Origin of the sequence: Streptococcus ovuberis (assembly GCF_012396585.1) — a bacterium.
GTDB lineage: Bacteria > Bacillota > Bacilli > Lactobacillales > Streptococcaceae > Streptococcus > Streptococcus ovuberis.
Genome location: NZ_JAAXPR010000009.1, coordinates 17,816 through 33,837, shown reverse-complemented (window position 1 = coordinate 33,837; position 16,022 = coordinate 17,816). Strand labels below are relative to the sequence as shown.

At 47.4% G+C, this 16,022-nt stretch carries 17 protein-coding genes and 1 pseudogene; 1 reads left to right on the top strand and 17 read right to left on the bottom strand.

The genetic code is table 11. The features are described from left to right. Positions 1-30 precede the first annotated feature (30 nt). Positions 31-243: a hypothetical protein gene (locus HF992_RS06140; RefSeq protein ID WP_246201252.1), complete on the top strand. Its 213-nt coding sequence runs from the start codon at positions 31-33 to the stop codon at positions 241-243. Positions 244-378: 135 nt separating this feature from the next. Here the strand turns inward: HF992_RS06140 and HF992_RS06135 are convergent. The 17 genes and pseudogenes from HF992_RS06135 to hemA all read right to left on the bottom strand — a co-directional run. Further along, positions 379-1,011, bottom strand: a pseudogene (locus HF992_RS06135) (site-specific integrase); the annotation flags it as partial. Between the two features lie 18 nt (positions 1,012-1,029). Beyond that, on the bottom strand, positions 1,030-1,320 hold the full coding sequence (locus HF992_RS11995; RefSeq protein WP_246201250.1) for a hypothetical protein: 291 nt from the start codon (positions 1,318-1,320) through the stop codon (positions 1,030-1,032). 139 nt (positions 1,321-1,459) lie between these two features. Further along, a complete protein-coding gene (locus tag HF992_RS06130; RefSeq protein WP_168549182.1) occupies positions 1,460-2,062 on the bottom strand; it encodes a flavin reductase family protein in 603 nt (200 codons plus the stop codon). Continuing rightward, positions 2,059-2,841, bottom strand: a complete 783-nt coding sequence (locus tag HF992_RS06125; RefSeq protein ID WP_168549181.1) for an ABC transporter ATP-binding protein — start codon at positions 2,839-2,841, stop codon at positions 2,059-2,061. The genes HF992_RS06130 and HF992_RS06125 overlap by 4 nt, the downstream gene beginning before the upstream one ends. Next, entirely contained in the window at positions 2,838-3,617 is a 780-nt protein-coding gene (locus tag HF992_RS06120) for an ATP-binding cassette domain-containing protein (RefSeq protein WP_168549229.1), read from the bottom strand. The genes HF992_RS06125 and HF992_RS06120 overlap by 4 nt, the downstream gene beginning before the upstream one ends. Continuing rightward, positions 3,605-4,411 (bottom strand): ABC transporter permease, encoded by an 807-nt coding sequence (locus HF992_RS06115; protein WP_168549180.1) that lies wholly within the window; start codon positions 4,409-4,411, stop codon positions 3,605-3,607. Before HF992_RS06115 ends, HF992_RS06120 begins: the two co-directional genes overlap by 13 nt. After that, the gene (locus HF992_RS06110) at positions 4,404-5,354 is read right to left on the bottom strand and encodes an ABC transporter permease (protein WP_168549179.1); all 951 of its coding nucleotides are present in this window, start codon (positions 5,352-5,354) and stop codon (positions 4,404-4,406) included. The genes HF992_RS06115 and HF992_RS06110 overlap by 8 nt, the downstream gene beginning before the upstream one ends. Positions 5,355-5,559: 205 nt before the next feature. Beyond that, a complete protein-coding gene (gene nikA, locus HF992_RS06105; protein ID WP_168549178.1) occupies positions 5,560-7,173 on the bottom strand; it encodes a nickel ABC transporter substrate-binding protein in 1,614 nt (537 codons plus the stop codon). 13 nt (positions 7,174-7,186) lie between these two features. Then, positions 7,187-8,302 carry an NADH-dependent flavin oxidoreductase gene (locus HF992_RS06100; protein ID WP_168549177.1) on the bottom strand — a complete coding sequence of 372 codons (1,116 nt, stop codon included), beginning with the start codon at positions 8,300-8,302 and terminating at the stop codon, positions 7,187-7,189. A 706-nt stretch (positions 8,303-9,008) separates the two neighbouring features. Beyond that, complete coding sequence (locus tag HF992_RS06095; protein WP_168549176.1) at positions 9,009-9,602, bottom strand: histidine phosphatase family protein; 594 nt, start codon at positions 9,600-9,602, stop codon at positions 9,009-9,011. Next, complete coding sequence (gene cobS, locus HF992_RS06090; RefSeq protein WP_168549175.1) at positions 9,599-10,318, bottom strand: adenosylcobinamide-GDP ribazoletransferase; 720 nt, start codon at positions 10,316-10,318, stop codon at positions 9,599-9,601. Before cobS ends, HF992_RS06095 begins: the two co-directional genes overlap by 4 nt. Continuing rightward, complete coding sequence (gene cobU, locus HF992_RS06085) at positions 10,315-10,899, bottom strand: bifunctional adenosylcobinamide kinase/adenosylcobinamide-phosphate guanylyltransferase (protein WP_168549174.1); 585 nt, start codon at positions 10,897-10,899, stop codon at positions 10,315-10,317. The genes cobS and cobU overlap by 4 nt, the downstream gene beginning before the upstream one ends. Continuing rightward, entirely contained in the window at positions 10,892-12,178 is a 1,287-nt protein-coding gene (gene hemL, locus HF992_RS06080) for a glutamate-1-semialdehyde 2,1-aminomutase (protein WP_168549173.1), read from the bottom strand. The genes cobU and hemL overlap by 8 nt, the downstream gene beginning before the upstream one ends. Beyond that, positions 12,175-13,152 carry a porphobilinogen synthase gene (gene hemB / locus HF992_RS06075; RefSeq protein ID WP_168549172.1) on the bottom strand — a complete coding sequence of 326 codons (978 nt, stop codon included), beginning with the start codon at positions 13,150-13,152 and terminating at the stop codon, positions 12,175-12,177. Before hemB ends, hemL begins: the two co-directional genes overlap by 4 nt. Positions 13,153-13,155: 3 nt before the next feature. Further along, positions 13,156-13,866 (bottom strand): uroporphyrinogen-III synthase, encoded by a 711-nt coding sequence (locus HF992_RS06070; protein WP_168549171.1) that lies wholly within the window; start codon positions 13,864-13,866, stop codon positions 13,156-13,158. After that, positions 13,863-14,771, bottom strand: a complete 909-nt coding sequence (gene hemC / locus HF992_RS06065; RefSeq protein ID WP_168549170.1) for a hydroxymethylbilane synthase — start codon at positions 14,769-14,771, stop codon at positions 13,863-13,865. The genes HF992_RS06070 and hemC overlap by 4 nt, the downstream gene beginning before the upstream one ends. Continuing rightward, positions 14,758-16,017, bottom strand: a complete 1,260-nt coding sequence (gene hemA, locus HF992_RS06060) for a glutamyl-tRNA reductase (RefSeq protein WP_168549169.1) — start codon at positions 16,015-16,017, stop codon at positions 14,758-14,760. The genes hemC and hemA overlap by 14 nt, the downstream gene beginning before the upstream one ends. Positions 16,018-16,022: the final 5 nt, after the last annotated feature.

Sequence of the window (16,022 nt, the reverse complement as noted above, 5' to 3'; positions counted from 1 at the left end):
CAAACTATTTTATAGTTATCCGAAGAGGATATGAGAACAAACTCTAAAAATCCGATTTTGAGAATGTACGATGATGATGGCGAATTATTAGGTATATTTTCAATAATCACAGGAGAAATTGTTAAAGATAATGATTTAGCTGATTATGATATACGGTTTGTAAAAAAAGAAATAGCACGTAATCGTCAAAATTGGCTAGAAACATGGAATGACTATGTAGAAATGTTTAATAATCGAATATAAATTTTATCATCTAAAATTAGGACAATCATTTTATGGACAGGTTCTAAAAAATTAAAAACAAGCTGAACTAGCTTGCTTTTAATTGCAGTCTGCGTTTATGGTCATCAGACTACGCTAGATAACCATAAGCCACGACTAAATATTTGGGCGATGTTGATTGCCATTGAACTTACTTGGTCTGATATTGTTTTCAGCAACTACTACTTGCCCTGTCATGCGATTTGCAACTTCTTTCATGGCATTTGGTCGGAGATGAGAGTATGTCCCAAGTGTAGTCTTTATATCCGCATAGCCAAGACGATTTTGCATTTCTAGGTCATTCATACCCAGAGCAAGCATAAAACTAGCATGGGAGTGTCTCAAATCATGAATACGGATAGATTTAACATTAGCATAATCACTATAGGATTTCAACACACGACCCAAAGTAGATTTTACCAATAGGCTATCTGTCAAGAAAAAAATAAATCTATGATTTCCTATTTGAGACTGTGCTTCCTGCCAATACCTCAAATGCTGTAAAGTATTATCATCAAGATATATCAAGCGAACACCTGAAAACGACTTCGTAACTGCGATATACCATTCTTTTTTACTCTTACAGTACATAGAGCAATCAATCAATACAGAGCCAGCCTCCCAGTCAATTTTACTCCACTCAATAGCTTGTAACTCACTAGTCCGGACACCAGTCATAAAGAAAAACCAAAATGTCATGAAATAAAGTAAATCATAGATATTAGATTTGTCAAACGTACTAATAAACTGCTGAAACTCTTCAACAGTCTAAAAGTCAACTTTCGGACGGTCTTTTTTCACGTTACCGACAGTCTTAGCAACATTAGTCGGCAACATACCTAGTTTGACCGCCAAATCTAGAACTTGCTGTAAAATCTGATGAACAGTTCGAATATAGTTATTGGATAAGCCTTCTTGAAAAAGGGAGTTCTGCCACTTCTTAACCTGTGGAACTGAGCAAAACTGATCAGTATTACGGCCGATTATTTTTACGACTACCCATCTTAAAATGCTGGTTACCATTAAATCAGCTAGGTTCGAGATTGTCTTTAGTCTCAACTACTTGACTTTTCATTCGATTAGCAAGTTTTTCCATAACGTTGACAATTGATTCAATTTCCAAGCATCCATGCATGGTCGAATCATCGTTCAACCAAATCACTTTATAAAAGCATTATCGAAAGTACTTCCTTTCACACTAGACCTTATCTGTTGATGATGACGTCTCTCCCTCGTCCTGACGGCGGAGTTCTTTGATAATAGATCCCATTTGAATCGCCTCATCATTGTAGTAACGGTACTGTCTAGCAGCACCATCCCCAATGTAGCTAATAGGCGAGAACTCCTGACTCTTAAAGGCACCCTCTTCGTCAATTAGGGACTCATCAACAACGCGTCTAGTCACTCGGGCAATCACATTGGTCAAAGCCCCACAGGCCACCATCTCAACCACTTGACACTCTATAGAGACTGGGCACTCGTTAACCAGAGGGGCATCGATGGTTTCACCCAACTCATAAGTCAAGCCCGTCAGGGCAAACTTGTCTTGTCGACTGTTGAAGCCCGCAATTTCAGAGGCTGTAGTAAGTTCTTTGGTCGGCACATTGACCGTAAAGTGACCATATTTACTGATTTGGGTAATGGCATTCCCCTTGGTACGCATGGCCATGACCAGCATGCTGCCTAAGGAATAGACTGAACTTGATGTTGTCAGGTTGTAACCATGAACCTCATCCTTGTAGCCTAAAAAGAAGACTGGGAAGCCAAAATAGAGCTTGCGTGTTTCAAATGTTTTTTTCATGTTGTTTCTCCATATTGTTGTTTCTCCTGCTCTAGCTGAATCACCATTTTCCGAATCTGACACTTGGAATACTTGGGATTCTGACTTTCGATCAAGAGGTTTTTACTAGCTGGGTGCTGGACAACGAGGGGACTGGTAAATTCTGTGATTTCGTCAACAATTCGCCCATCAAACATGACCACCACACGGTGGCAAATGGCATAACACAGGTGAAAATCATGGGCGATAAAGACATAGGTATAACCATATTGGGCTTGTAGACGGTAAATCAAAGACAGCAGCTGCCCTTGGATCCGAGGATCTAACCCACTAAAGGCCTCGTCAAAAACAATGACCTCAGGGCGCAAAAGAAGCGCCCTCGCTATACAGACCCGCTGCAGCTGCCCGCCACTCAACTGACGCGCTGTTTTGGTTAGGTAACTCTCATCCAGACCAACATCTTCTAACGCTGTCACCAAGTTCTTGCGACACTGTGGTTTCGGTAAGGCTTCACTCAAGATGTCCTCAATGGTAAACAAGGGGTTGACCGAGTGAAAGGCGTCTTGAAAAACTGCCACAATCCGAACCCCATCTCGTCGGACATCGTAGGGCTTACCATCGACAAGAATTTGCCCTTTGCTGGGTTGCTCAAACCCCAAGATCAGGTTGGCTAGCGTGGTCTTGCCACTGCCGCTCTCCCCCATAATACCAACGATTTCTCCCTTTTGAATGGTCAATTGACAATCCTTTAACACCTCCTTATCACCGAAGGTTTTACAGACTTGCTGGCAATCAATCATCTCTCCACCAACCTTTCATAGGGATTACCCAGCACTAATTCTTGCGTGTAGGGGTGGCTAGGCTGGGTTAAAATCGTCTCTGCTGGCCCTCGCTCGACCAGCTCACCCTTGGACATCACCACCATTTCTCCTCCTAGTTGTCGAGCCAAATCATAATCATGGGTCACTGTAACGATAGCTTTCCCTTGCGCCTTGAGAGCACTTAGAAGCCGTAACATATTTTCGCGGTTATAGGCATCCAAGGCTGACGTTGGTTCATCCAGAATCAGGACCTCCATGTCCAAACACAGCAGCATGGCCAACATCACACGCTGGAGCATCCCTCCGCTCAATTCAAAGGCATAGCTCTGTAATATCTTTTCAGCATGGCCTAAGCGCAGCTCTTTCATGGCCTGTAAGGCCATGTTCAAAGCCTCCTGACGCGAACAGGAGCGATGACTAAGGATGGTCTCAATAAAATGCTCCCTGATTGTTTGAAAAGGGTTGAACATGGCCATGGGATTTTGCGTCATATAGGCCAACCGCCGACCTAAAATAGGACGCAAAGCCTTGGGGGACAAAGACAAGAGGGAGACACCATTGTAAGCCACCTCACCGGTCACCCTTGCTCCCTCAGGCACCATCCCTAGCATGAGCTTGGTCAGAAGCGTTTTACCTGAACCACTCTCCCCAATGATGGTGACCACTTGCCCCTGTGCCACACTCAAATTGACCTGCTTGAGAACCAGGCTCTCTGGAAAGCTCAGTGTCAGCTCTTTAATCATTAGCCCTTCCATAGGTGTTTCCATCCTTTCTCTTCAACCACATCGCTTAAGACATTAAAGGATAAGACGGTCAAAAAAATCGCTAAACCAGGTGCCATCATCATCCACGAAGCTGTCCGAAAATAAGGTCTGGCATCATAGAGCATCATGCCCCACTCAGTAATATTTGGCTGAACACCGATACCTAGAAAGGAAAAGCTCGAAATCATCAAGATAATATTACCAATATTCATCAGAGCCAAAACCAAAATTGGTTTGTAAACAAATGGGAAGATGTGGTAACGAAGGATATGGCCGGTTGACATGCCCATCATTTCTGCCGCCATCACATAAGCCTCTTGTTTGGCTGTTTTAACAAGATTGGCGACCAAGCGGGCATAGAAAATCCACTCGACCATAACAATAGCCACCATCATGTTGACAATCCCTTGGCCCAAAATCCCAGCTGCAGCTAGGGAAAGCAGAAAACTAGGAAAAGCAGAGGCCACATTGGCCAACCAGAGAAAACCGTCTTCTAATCGCCCCTGATACCAGCCAACCAATAGCCCGACTAGACTACCAATTGATACCTCAAGCACCGTAATTATCAGGGCAAGAAAGAGAGAAAAACGAGCTCCCGACACCAAACGCGACAGGATGTCTCGCCCCAACTGATCTGTTCCAAACCAGTGGCTACGAGTTGGTGCTAGTAATTTTTGCGACACATCAATGTACTGGGGATCATGGGAAACAAGGGCAGGGCCAATCAAGGCAATAAGGAAGAGAAAAATAAGCAATGTGCCAGGCAAAAATAGTCGTTTAGCCATGCGGTCTTCTCCTTCCTTTTCTCACACGCGGGTCAACCCAGTTTGCCAACCATTTGCTAAAGACATTATTTAATAAAAACAGGCTACCAAAGAGCAACATGCAGGCCTGAATAACTGGCAAATCAATGGTCTGTAAACTGTAAACAAAGACATGCCCTAAGCCACTCCAAGAAAAGACTTCCTCAATGATCAGAGCACCTGTCATAAGGTGCACAGCCGTTAAGCTAAGCCCTGTGGTAATGGCTGGCAGGGCATTGGGCAAGAGATGATTTTTGATGATAAAGCGCAACTTGACCCCCCTCAGTCGTGCATTTTCCACATGGACACTGGTCAGTTGTTCACTAATTGTCCGGCGAATAAGCGCCGTGTATTGACCAATCAGGGAAAAACTCAGGGTTAAGCTGGGGAGCAGGGCATGACCTGCTCCTGATTTCCCTGACACAGGCACCCATTTCAGATAAACACCGAACACCAGCATCAGGAGGTAGCCCAACCAAAAAGTAGGTAAAGACACGCTTGTAAACGACAGCAACTGAATCAATTTGTCCAGCCAAGTACCTTTATAGAGACCACTGATGATCCCCAGAGGAAATGAAAAGAGGAGTACCCAACAAAAAGACAAGAAGCCAAGAGACAGGGTAGATAGGAAACCATCTCTCACCAGAGGTAAGACAGGTGTCTTCCAGACATAAGAGACCCCAAAATCACCGACCACAGCCCGTCTGCCCCAGCGCAGGTACTGCTCCAACCAAGGCTTATCCAGTCCCAACTGGAGTGTTGCCTGTTTCAGCGTTTCATCGGTGATAGCGATTTTAGATACCCGCAGGTAGTTCTCCGCAGGGTTGGCTGAGGTCAACTTGGTCAGCATAAAACTCAAGGCTGAGATGAGAAAGAGGGCTGCTAAGAAGGACAACACCTGCTTTAGGAGACGAGATAGAACCATTTCTTCTTTTCTTTCTAATACCTATACTAATAACCTGGACAGGCACCGCTTGGTTGTTGGTGATAATGGCCTGCAATTCCTGGAGGCTAAATAGATTAGCTTGATTATCCTTGCACTGCCATTCCTTGAGCCCTCGTTTGGTAACAGCAAAGCGGAAGCTAAACTACTCATTACACTGACCATACCTGTTCGTCACGAGCAGTTCTTATTTTTTACTAATGTAACGCACGGGGAAGGCATTCTCCTCTGGAGCGAAGCGAACCCCATCCAGCTCGCCTGTACGGTAAACAGACACCACTGATTGGTAGGTCATTGGGATATAGAGCCCTTCCTCATGCAAGAGGGTCAGCACTTTTTTATAGCCCGCATCTACTTTTTCCTCATCTGGCTCAACCAAGGTTGCCTTGATGATTTGGTCAATTTCTGCCTTGACAGGAAGGGATTCTAGCGCAATATTTTCTGGATGCCCGTGCTCAGCTTTTGAGGTTAGGGCAGACATCCAAGCATGAGGATCCCAAGGTGCTCCCCAAGAGAAGGTTAGCATCATGTCAAAGTCCCCAGACTTGGCATTAGCCCAATAATCATCTTCTTCAATAGCCTTGAGCTGGACGTCAACACCGATTTTGCGCCATTCGCCTTGGAAATACTCTCCCAAGTCCTTGTCCGTTGCCTTAGATGAGATGTAAGGCATGTGAACAACCATTTTCTGACCATCCTTTTCACGGATGCCATCCGCGCCTTTTTTCCAACCAGCCTCATCCAACAGTGCTTCTGCCTTAGCCAAATCATAAGCATAAGGGGTCAGACCCGCATCGGCGTGAGGGGTTGATTTAGAGAAAATCGTATCCGCTGGAGTTTCTGTCCCTCGGAAGAGGTCCTTGGCAATAGAAGCCTTGTTCATGGCATGGTTCATGGCTTGTCGGACCCGCTTATCTTGGAAGATAGGGTTCTTGGCATTTAGCAAGAGCAGACGGGTTGACATGGGTTGTGACACAGCAGTGGTGTAGGTGTCTTTGTCTTTGGCATATTGGGCAAAGGTATCCAACCCAATCAGGCTGTTACCGTAGATCAGGTCCAGGTTCCCCGCTTCAAACTCCAGTGCTCTGGTTTGGGCATCAGGGATAATCTTGACTGTTACTTCTTTCAGAGCTGGTTTGTCGCCCCAGTAATTCTCATTACGAGCCAGGGTGATGTACTCGTTGCTTTTTTTATCCTTAACGACCCATTGACCAGTGCCAATAGGAGCCTTGACGCTCTTGGTCGCCGTGTCATCCCCATCTGGAAAACCAGCATCACCCAGGAAGCGAATCGGCCGAATCATCGACAGGTCATACATGGTAGCACTGTAAGCCTGCTTGAGGGTTAACTCAAAGGTATATTTATCCACAACCTTATAACTGTCTAGCTGTTCCGTTAAACCAAACCAGTTGTGGTTACCGATGTTTTCTTTGGAGAAAATCGTATCAAAGTTGCGCTTGACATTATCTGCGGTAAAATCAGAACCATCAGAAAACTGGGCTTTTCTCAGGTGGAAGGTATAGACTTTACCATCCTCACTCATATCCCAGGACTCGGCCAAGGCTGGCTCAATCACGCCATTGTCGCCATAACGAACCAGACCTTCGTAGACCAAATCTTGGATGACAAATTGATCAGGGTTGTAGCGATGAGGATTGACATCCCCAAAGTCCTCTCCCCAGGCCATGACCAGAGTATCTTTAGCGTCTACCTTGCTGAACGAAGCCTCCTTGGTGGGTTGACAGGCTGCCAAACAAAGACTGGCACTGACTGCTAAGAGCAAAGTTAGTGTTTTTTTCATCGTAACCTTCTTTCTAAATATGGTGGTCTTCATAAGTATTTTCTAAGTAATCTCTCAAGTCTTCAACAAAGGAGGTTGGTAACTTGAGGTGCTCCTGTAAATCATCGCGATAAACCGTAATGAGGTCAGTCGCCTCTTCGCTTGTGACTTTGGCAGTCCAATCAGGGTCTAGGAGCAAGGCTCTCCCCAAGGACACCAAGGGCACACCAGCATCTAAAACAGCCTGAGCATCCTGCCTTGTCTGGATCGCTCCGACTGCAATGAGTGGGACACGATCTCTAATTTTCTTAACAATGTCAAGAAGAATCGGCGGGCCTGCTTCTTTTTGCCGTAAAGACGGGCGAAAAGCCGCACTAGCCGATATATGGAGGTAATCAACCTCTAGAGTAATCAATTGTTCCAGCAGCTGGAGGCTATCTGCCAAGGTAATCCCTGGCTCCTCAATCTCCTCAGGAGAGAAACGGTAGCCGACAAGAAAAGGACGGCCAGCTTGCTTAGCCAACTGCTTGGTCTTTTTCAAGAGGGTTTTAGCAAATCGCATCCGGTTATTGAGGCTGCCCCCCCATTTATCGCGACGGTGATTGGAATGGGGAGAGAAAAATTGCTGGATGAGGTAGGTATTGGCACCATGTAGCTCCACACCATCAAAACCTGCTGCAATGGCACGTCTGGTAGCTGCCAAAAAGGCTTCTAAAACAGCCTCTACCTCCTGATGCTTTAAGGCACGAGGCTCAGCAACATAGCCGTGCTCAGCCTTGACAGCACTTGGTGCCACTGGCTGTCCCTCAATCAAGTGAGGCGCTACCATGCGCCCTCCGTGGTAGAGCTGTAAAATAGCCAGGGAGCCATTTTTTTTCATGGCTTGAGCGAGTCGCGAGAGTCCTTCAATCTTGTCATCTTCAGCAGCACTGAAGCTATCCGCAAAGGCTTGCCCTTGCGGGTGAACATAGGCACTACCTGTAATCAAGAGACCTGCCGATAAGGAGCGCCGCTCATAAAAATCAATATCGGCTTGCGAAACATAACCACCAGGCTCACAAGCACTGAGGGTCATCGGAGCTAAAACCACACGATTGCGGGTCTTTAAGCCTTGACCAATAGGAACTTGGTCTTGAATCTTATCAAACATCTCATCTTCTCCTTTTTTGAAACTAATCTAAAAGCACCAAAATGACCGCTGATGATTAGGCCTTTTTAGGTGTTATGCGATACATGATCGTTTAGATCTTTAGTGAGACTGATACCATCACTTGTGGTGTCGTCAAAACAAACCCTATCTTCAGATCGGTTGACGTTAACGGCTAAAGGGGAGCCCTAAAAACGAGCTTTTCCTATGTTTTCTAGGTCAAAAACTGATAGAATCAACGTTTTATCCGTTGGGCAATTGAGGGGCTAGCGCCCCTAAATAAGGACAAGGCTCGGTCAACCGAACTCATCTTATCCTTGTCATCGTAATATTCGAAACGCTTGGATAGCAAATCGTCCCAGCTTCAATTTATTTAATCAGTTAATTATCAGAGCAACGATGGACGTGTTTTGTTCATTCCAGCATTACTCCACACCAGTTATCAGGCACTTTAGTGCTATTCAATGACTGATTAACCACCACCTCAAACAACACAATAAGCTGATTGAAGGATGTTGGAATGAGCTAATAACTCTCGATCTTTTACGGCTTAAACTGACTAGACAACACGCGCCAATTCACCGTAGAGCCTGCAAAATAAGGTGAGCAGGCCTGTTCAGGATAGCTCGTTGAGATGGTCAGGGAATAGCAGCCAACCACTAAGCGTCATACGTTGGTCACACAGGTTTCCCGAGTAAGGATTGCACCTCTAGTTTACTCCAGCCAAGCTCTGACACGACCACTGTCCCTTGTCGTCCTGATGGAGGCAAATGACCTGACCTTGAGGAAAGTCAATCTCCCAAAATACAGCTGCTGGGTCAACCAGTTCTTGATATAAGAGGCGCAAGACCCCCAAGTGACCAACGATAGCCACTGAGGCACTAGATGCCCCTAGGTTCAAAGCGCGTGCAGCGGCTTGAACGCGTTCTCTAAACTGATGAAAGGGTTCGGCTGCTGGAGGGGTAACGTCAAAAGGACGTTCTAACCAAGCGAGCCACTGGCTAGGATAGGCAGCTTCGATTTGGTCTGCGGTCAGCCCTTCCCAGGCCCCAAAGCCCTTTTCATCCCAATCCTTAACCACCTCAAGAGCGTAGGCTCCTCCAAAGACCAGCTCTGCAGTCTCTTGTGTGCGCCTGAGGGAGCTGACATAAACGCGCTCTATAGGGACAGCTACTACCTGCTCTGCCATGGCAATGGCTTGCTGTCGTCCTTTGGCATTGAGTGGAACATCACTACTGCCATAAAAGCGTCGCTGGGCATTATAATCCGTTTCACCGTGTCGCATCATATAAAGGGTCATCACATCAATCCTATCACTAAAAGCATGTGGGCAATTTCCACAAAAGCACCGAGAGTGTCGCCAGTGTGCCCATCAATTTTTCGATAAACAAACCATCGGTAAAAGATAGCACCGACCAAAACTAGAAGGTAGGCCAACAAGCCCTTGGGACCAAAACCGAGATAAAGCACAAGGATCGGCAAGACCTGCGCCAGAGCAATATCCCGTGTACGTGTTCCAGCAAAGAATTGCCCACTCCCCCCACTGCTACGTGCATAGGTCATCTGATAGAGTTGGAGAGCCAATCCAGCCTTGCCAATCATCGATAGGCAGGCAATGAGTAACCACTTGGGTTCTGGTAGATAGGAGTAGCTCATCAGCATTAGAGCGTAATAAAGAAGCAAGGCCAGCACCCCATTACTGCCAATGCGGCTATCCTTCATAATCTCTAGCATCCGTTCCTTATGTCGGGAAGAAAAGAGCCCATCAGCCATATCAGCCAAGCCATCCAAATGAAAGCCCCCTGTCAAGAGCACATCAATGACGAAGCTCAAGACCCAAGCGATCGGACCTGGTAACACGAGCACCAAGAGGGCATAGGCACCTCCTGTCAAGCACCCCAGTAATAACCCAAAGAGGGACAGGTAGGGGACACCTTTTCGTAAATGCTCCAAGTCAACAGACTTGTTAATCACCAAACGACTAAAAAATTGCGTATAGATAATCAGGGCTGAAATCATTTGAGTCGCTGGGCAAGGCCACAGATAACTAGGTAGACCTCGCTTGCCTCCTTCGCTAAAAATTGGTTAACCTGTCCAAGAACATCCCTGAAATACCGACCCAAGGGCGTATCTGGGACAATCCCTAGCCCAATTTCATTGGTCACAATGTAGACCTCGCCATCTTTATCACGCAGGCTAGCAATAATCGACTGCCACTCTGACAGGAGTTGCTCCAACAGTTGCGCCTGTTCGGTACGACTCAAAAAGCAGGTCTCATCAAGAGTGACCTTATCTGGCCATTGGGCTGCCACAGTATCAAAAAGAACGTTTGTGGTCAACATGGTCACACAGTCCAATAAATAGTTGCGGTGACTAGCTCCACGCAACCAATCCCCTAGACCAGCGTATTGTTCATGGGTCACCCAGGCCTCAGGACGCCGTTGCTGGTGCAGGCGGACACGCTCTTGCCAGTCTGGATCGTCCTGTCGAGACAGACCTGTCGCCAAATAACAGACATCAGGCTTGTCCCAAAGCGCTGCCTCTGCAAAGGCAGATTTGCCACTGCGGGCACCGCCCGTCACCAATACAAGTTTAGCCATGGCAATCTCCTAACACCTGATCAAAGGCTACTAGGGTTTCTTCAATATCTTCTGGACTATGGGCTGCAGAGATAAAATTGGCCTCGTATTGTGAAGGCGCTAAATAAATCCCACGCTTTAACAGCCCTTGGTGAACTTTAGCAAAGAGGTCATGATCGCTTTCCGCCGCATCAGAAAACTGACGAACAGGCTGGTCATTAAAGAAAAAGCCGAACATGGTCCCTCGATGAACAACCTGCATCGGAACCTGATGTTTTGCCGCCAGCTCTCGCAGTCCTTGGCAAAGGATTTTAACCTGCTGTTCCATCTGGTCAAAGAGCTCTGGGCTTAAACGGGATAAGGTTTCATAGCCGGCCGTCATCGCAATCGGGTTGCCAGACAGGGTCCCCGCCTGATACACGGCTCCCAGTGGAGCAATCTGATCCATGTAGACTTTTTTACCCCCAAAAACCGCCATAGGAAAGCCGCCACCGACCACCTTGCCCAAACACACTAGATCGGGTTCAATCCCATAAACAGCAGCTGCACCGCCATAGTGGGCACGAAAACCAGTCATCACCTCATCGAGAATGAAGAGGGCACCGTATTGTCTGGTCAGTTCACGACAATCCTTTATAAAGGCTTCATCTGCTGGGATGAGGCCCATATTGCCAGCAATCCCCTCAATAATCAGACCTGCAATGTCCTGACCATGAGCCTCAAAACAAGCCTTAAGCGCTTCACGATCATTATAAGGCAACGTGATGGTGTCTGCCGCTGTGCCTATCGGCACACCTGGAGAATTAGGTTGCCCAAAAGTGGCCAAGCCAGATCCAGCCGCCACCAAGAAGGCATCGCTATGGCCATGATAGCAGCCGATAAATTTGATTATTTTATCCCGTTTGGTCACTCCTCTCGCCAAGCGAATAGCACTCATCGTCGCTTCTGTCCCTGAGCTCACCATCCTTAACCGCTCAAGATAGGGCAAGCGTGCCTTGAGCAGTTGTCCTAGGCGGGTTTCCAAGGGGCTAGGTGCTCCATAACTGGTTCCCTTATCGACACTATCCTTGACCGCTTGTAGCACCTCATCATGAGCATGTCCCAAAATCATCGGTCCCCAGGATAGCACATAATCAATGTAGCGGTTCCCATCAACATCGTAGAGGTAAGCCCCCTTAGCACGGTCGATAAAGCGCGGTGTTCCCCCAACAGCTCCAAAAGCACGTACAGGACTATTGACCCCACCAGGGAAAATTTGCTTAGCTGCCTCAAAGGCTTGCTGAGATTGCTCTAGGTTCATCTGTCCTCCTTTGTCTGCCACTCTTGGGCGATTTGCTTGGCAAAATAGGTGATGATGAGATCTGCACCTGCCCGCTTAATGCTGGTCAAGCTTTCTTTGACCACTGCTGCTTCATCAAGCCACCCTGCTTGAGCTGCTGCCTTAATCATCGCATACTCACCACTGACATGATAAGCTACCAAGGGTAAGGCCGTTTGCTGTCTAACTTCTCTAATGACGTCTAAAAAGGGCAGAGCTGGTTTAACCATGAGAAAGTCAGCCCCCTCACGCTCATCACTCGCTGCCTCACGCAAGGCCTCTAGCCGATTGGCTGGATCCATCTGGTAGGTTTTGCGATCACCAAAAGCTGGAGCACTCTCACCAGCGTCACGGAAGGGGCCATAAAAACTTGACGCAAATTTCACGGCATAAGACATGATCGGGATATGGGTATAACCAGCCTGATCTAAGCCCTGACGAATAGCTGCAACATAACCATCCATAGCATTTGAAGGAGCAATAATATCTGCTCCCGCTTTGGCCTGACTAACAGCCACATCAACCAAGCGCTCCAAGGAGCGGTCATTATCAACCTCTTCCCCATCCAGAACACCACAGTGACCATGATTGGTAAATTCACAGAGGCAGGTATCAGCAATTAACAAAACCTCTGGACAGGCCGCTTTTAAAGATCTAAGCGCTTGCTGAACAATGCCATCTGGTGCCGAAGCTTGACTACCGATGGCATCTTTTTGCTCAGGAATACCAAAGAGCATGATGGCCTTTATTCCCAATCGACTAGCTTCCTCAACCTCTGCAATCGCCTCTGCCAAAGGCAGTTGAAAAACACCTGGCATCGAGGAAACCTCTTGCTTCTGGCTTAAGCCTTCCTTAATAAAAAGGGGGTAAATCAGGTCATCCGTCCTTAACTCTGTCTCTCTGACCAAGTCTCTTAGGGCTGATGAACGCCTTAAACGGCGGTGTCTAGTGAACATCTGTTAGACTCTCCTTCTGTCAATAATCAGTTGAACCATCTGTTCAACACTGGGAAATACAGGCATGGCGGTTACTGGAACACCATCTGCCTGAACGGCTTGAGCCGTGCTCGTACCGATGACAACAACCTCATGGGTTTCTGGTAAACGAGTCGCCACTTGATAAAAACTCTCCCAAGCCGATGGACTAGCAAAGGTCCAAATCACCTCTGGCTGTTCAAGATAGGCTGATACTTGTGATTGACCCGCAACATTAGGTCTGGTCTCGTACATGGGAAAGGCCAAGACCTCATGCCCCTGCTCTACCAAGACCTCAGCCATCAAGGGATTGGACAGGCTACTCTGAGGCAAGAGAATGGTCTGCCTAGACAGGCCAAGCGCCAGCCATTCCTCCAAAAAATCACGGGCATAATTCCCTTTCGCTTCAAAAGTAATCGGATAACCAAGCGCCTCCACTGCCTTGCTGGTCTGAGAACCAATCGTTGCAATGCGATGATGGGGGCGAAGACAAGCCTGAAAACACTCTGCGGCAACAGCACTGGTGAAAAAGACCCAATCCGCAAGAGGCACTACTTGTAAGACCCTTTCTGGAATAGGATTAGCAGCACAGGCGATTAAGGGCAGATGAGCCACCGTATAGCCTTGAGCAACCAAGCGCTGCTCAAGGTCTGTGGCAAGAGCCTGCTCTCTAGTTATTATCACGATCTTGGTCATCTTATGCCAACAGCTCCTTGTCTTGTCAAGTCTGCAACAGCTTGCTCAGCTAAATCAACACCCGCACCAGCGACACGGACACGACAGCAACGCTGCTCCTTGTCTGCTAACATAACCTGCAAGTCATAACCGTCTGCAAGAGGAGTCGCTAGTGCACCAATCGGGAAGGTGCAGTCAGCCGCCATCAAGCCCAGAACCTCTCGCTCTAGTCCGACACAGCTGGCTGTCACCTCATCATGAAGGATACCTAAAAGCTGACGTAAGGCCAGGTCATCTTCACGGCACTCAATCCCAAGAGCACCCTGAGAAATAGCTGGTAAGCAAGCCGTTGTGGTCAAAGGCTCCAGATACAAGCCCTTATCTTTACTGGTCCAGCCCATACGATTGAGCCCAGCCATGGCTAAAACAATGGCATCGTACTGACCCTCCTGAACCTTCTTGATCCTGCTGTCAATATTGCCCCTCAGAGGACTAAATACCAAATCTGGTCGTAAGGCTTTTAACTGTGCCTGTCGCCTCAAGCTGCTAGTACCAATAACTGCACCTGCTGGTAAGGTCTCAAGGCTCAGTCCCGCTTGACTAAAAATGAGACAGTCTCTGACATCCTCACGCTCAGGAATGGCCGCCAGACAACAGCCCGGAGCCAAACGAGCAGGCATATCCTTAAGACTATGCACGGCTAGGTCGATCACCCCATCCAAAAGAGCCTGCTCAATATCCTTGACAAAGACCCCTTTACCACCTATTTCTTGCAAGCTAACATGAACTAGACGATCACCAGTCGTTTTATAGGGCACCAACTCAATGCTCACCTCTGGGTAATGCGCCAAGAGCCGATCCACCACCTGTTGGGTCTGGGTCATGGCCAGTTGGCTCTGTCTAGTACCAACCTTAATGGTCTTCATCACTTCCTCCAATCTCTTCCTGCATCAAGCCGAAAATCTTACAAATCAAGGCAATGTCATAGGTGGAATTGTCCCCGACAGCCATCTCTTTGAGCTGCAAAATCGGCTCCTTAATCAACTGGTTGACAATCCCTTTCATGTGCTTAGAAATCTGCTTTTGCTCACGCTCGGTCAAATCAGGCAATTTGCGCTGCAGACTCTCCATAGCAGCAGCCTGTATGCGTAACCCTTTCTCACGAATCTCCTGAATCAAGGGAACGATCCCCAACTGCTGGCGCCAATCATCAAAAGCAAGCAACTCTTTAGCGATCTCTAGGGTCATTTGCTGCGCAATTCGCTGGCGCTCCTCCTGGTAGGCATCCAGCTGGTTGGTGAGGTGCTCAATGGTATAAAGCTTGAGGGCAGTCCCCGCATGAACTGTCCGTGGCAGACAGAGGTCAAACACAATGGCCCCTGGCTTAAGCATATGTGGAAATATAATATAGTCACTGGTCTTAACTGCTGAAAAAACGATATCAGCCTGGGCAACAGCCTCTTCCAACTGCTCAAACCTGTGAGCTACTACCCGCTGATCCGTCAAAAAAGGCTCCGCCTTAGCCAGCGTCCTGTTGACCAAAACAATCGATCCAAAGTCTTTTTGAAGGGCATACTTGGTCACCAGTTGACCAATTTCTCCCAGACCAACGATAGCAATCTGCTTATCTGCTACATCAAAACCAGAATCTTCGAGTGTTTGCATAGCTGTTAGTCCAATAGATATAGGGCGGGCATTAATCCGATAGACCTCATGCATCCGTTTGGCAAAGGTAATGACACGTCTAGCCACTTCGTTGAGCATCATGCCCGTCGTGCCAACCTCCTTAGCACGCTGAAAGGCGCGTTTGACCTGACCTAAAATCTGGGTTTCCCCCAAAATCTTAGATTCCAAGCCGACTGAGACCCGAAGCAAATGTTCTAAAACAGTGTCAGCCTCCTTCATCACTAGATAGGGTTCCAGTTCTTCCACTGGAAGCTGAAACCAATTGGCCAAAAAATGTTTGGCATAATAACGTCCAGTATGCAACTGATCCACCACTAGGTAAAGCTCCGTTCGATTGCAGGTTGATATGATAACATCTTCCAGCACACTTTTTTCCCGCTTGAGGCGTAACAGGGCTTCTTCTTGTTCTTGATCAGAGAAATGTACCTTTTCTAATAGCGAAAATGGGGTCTGCTTATGGGTTAAGCCAACATAAAGCAAATACATGGGCT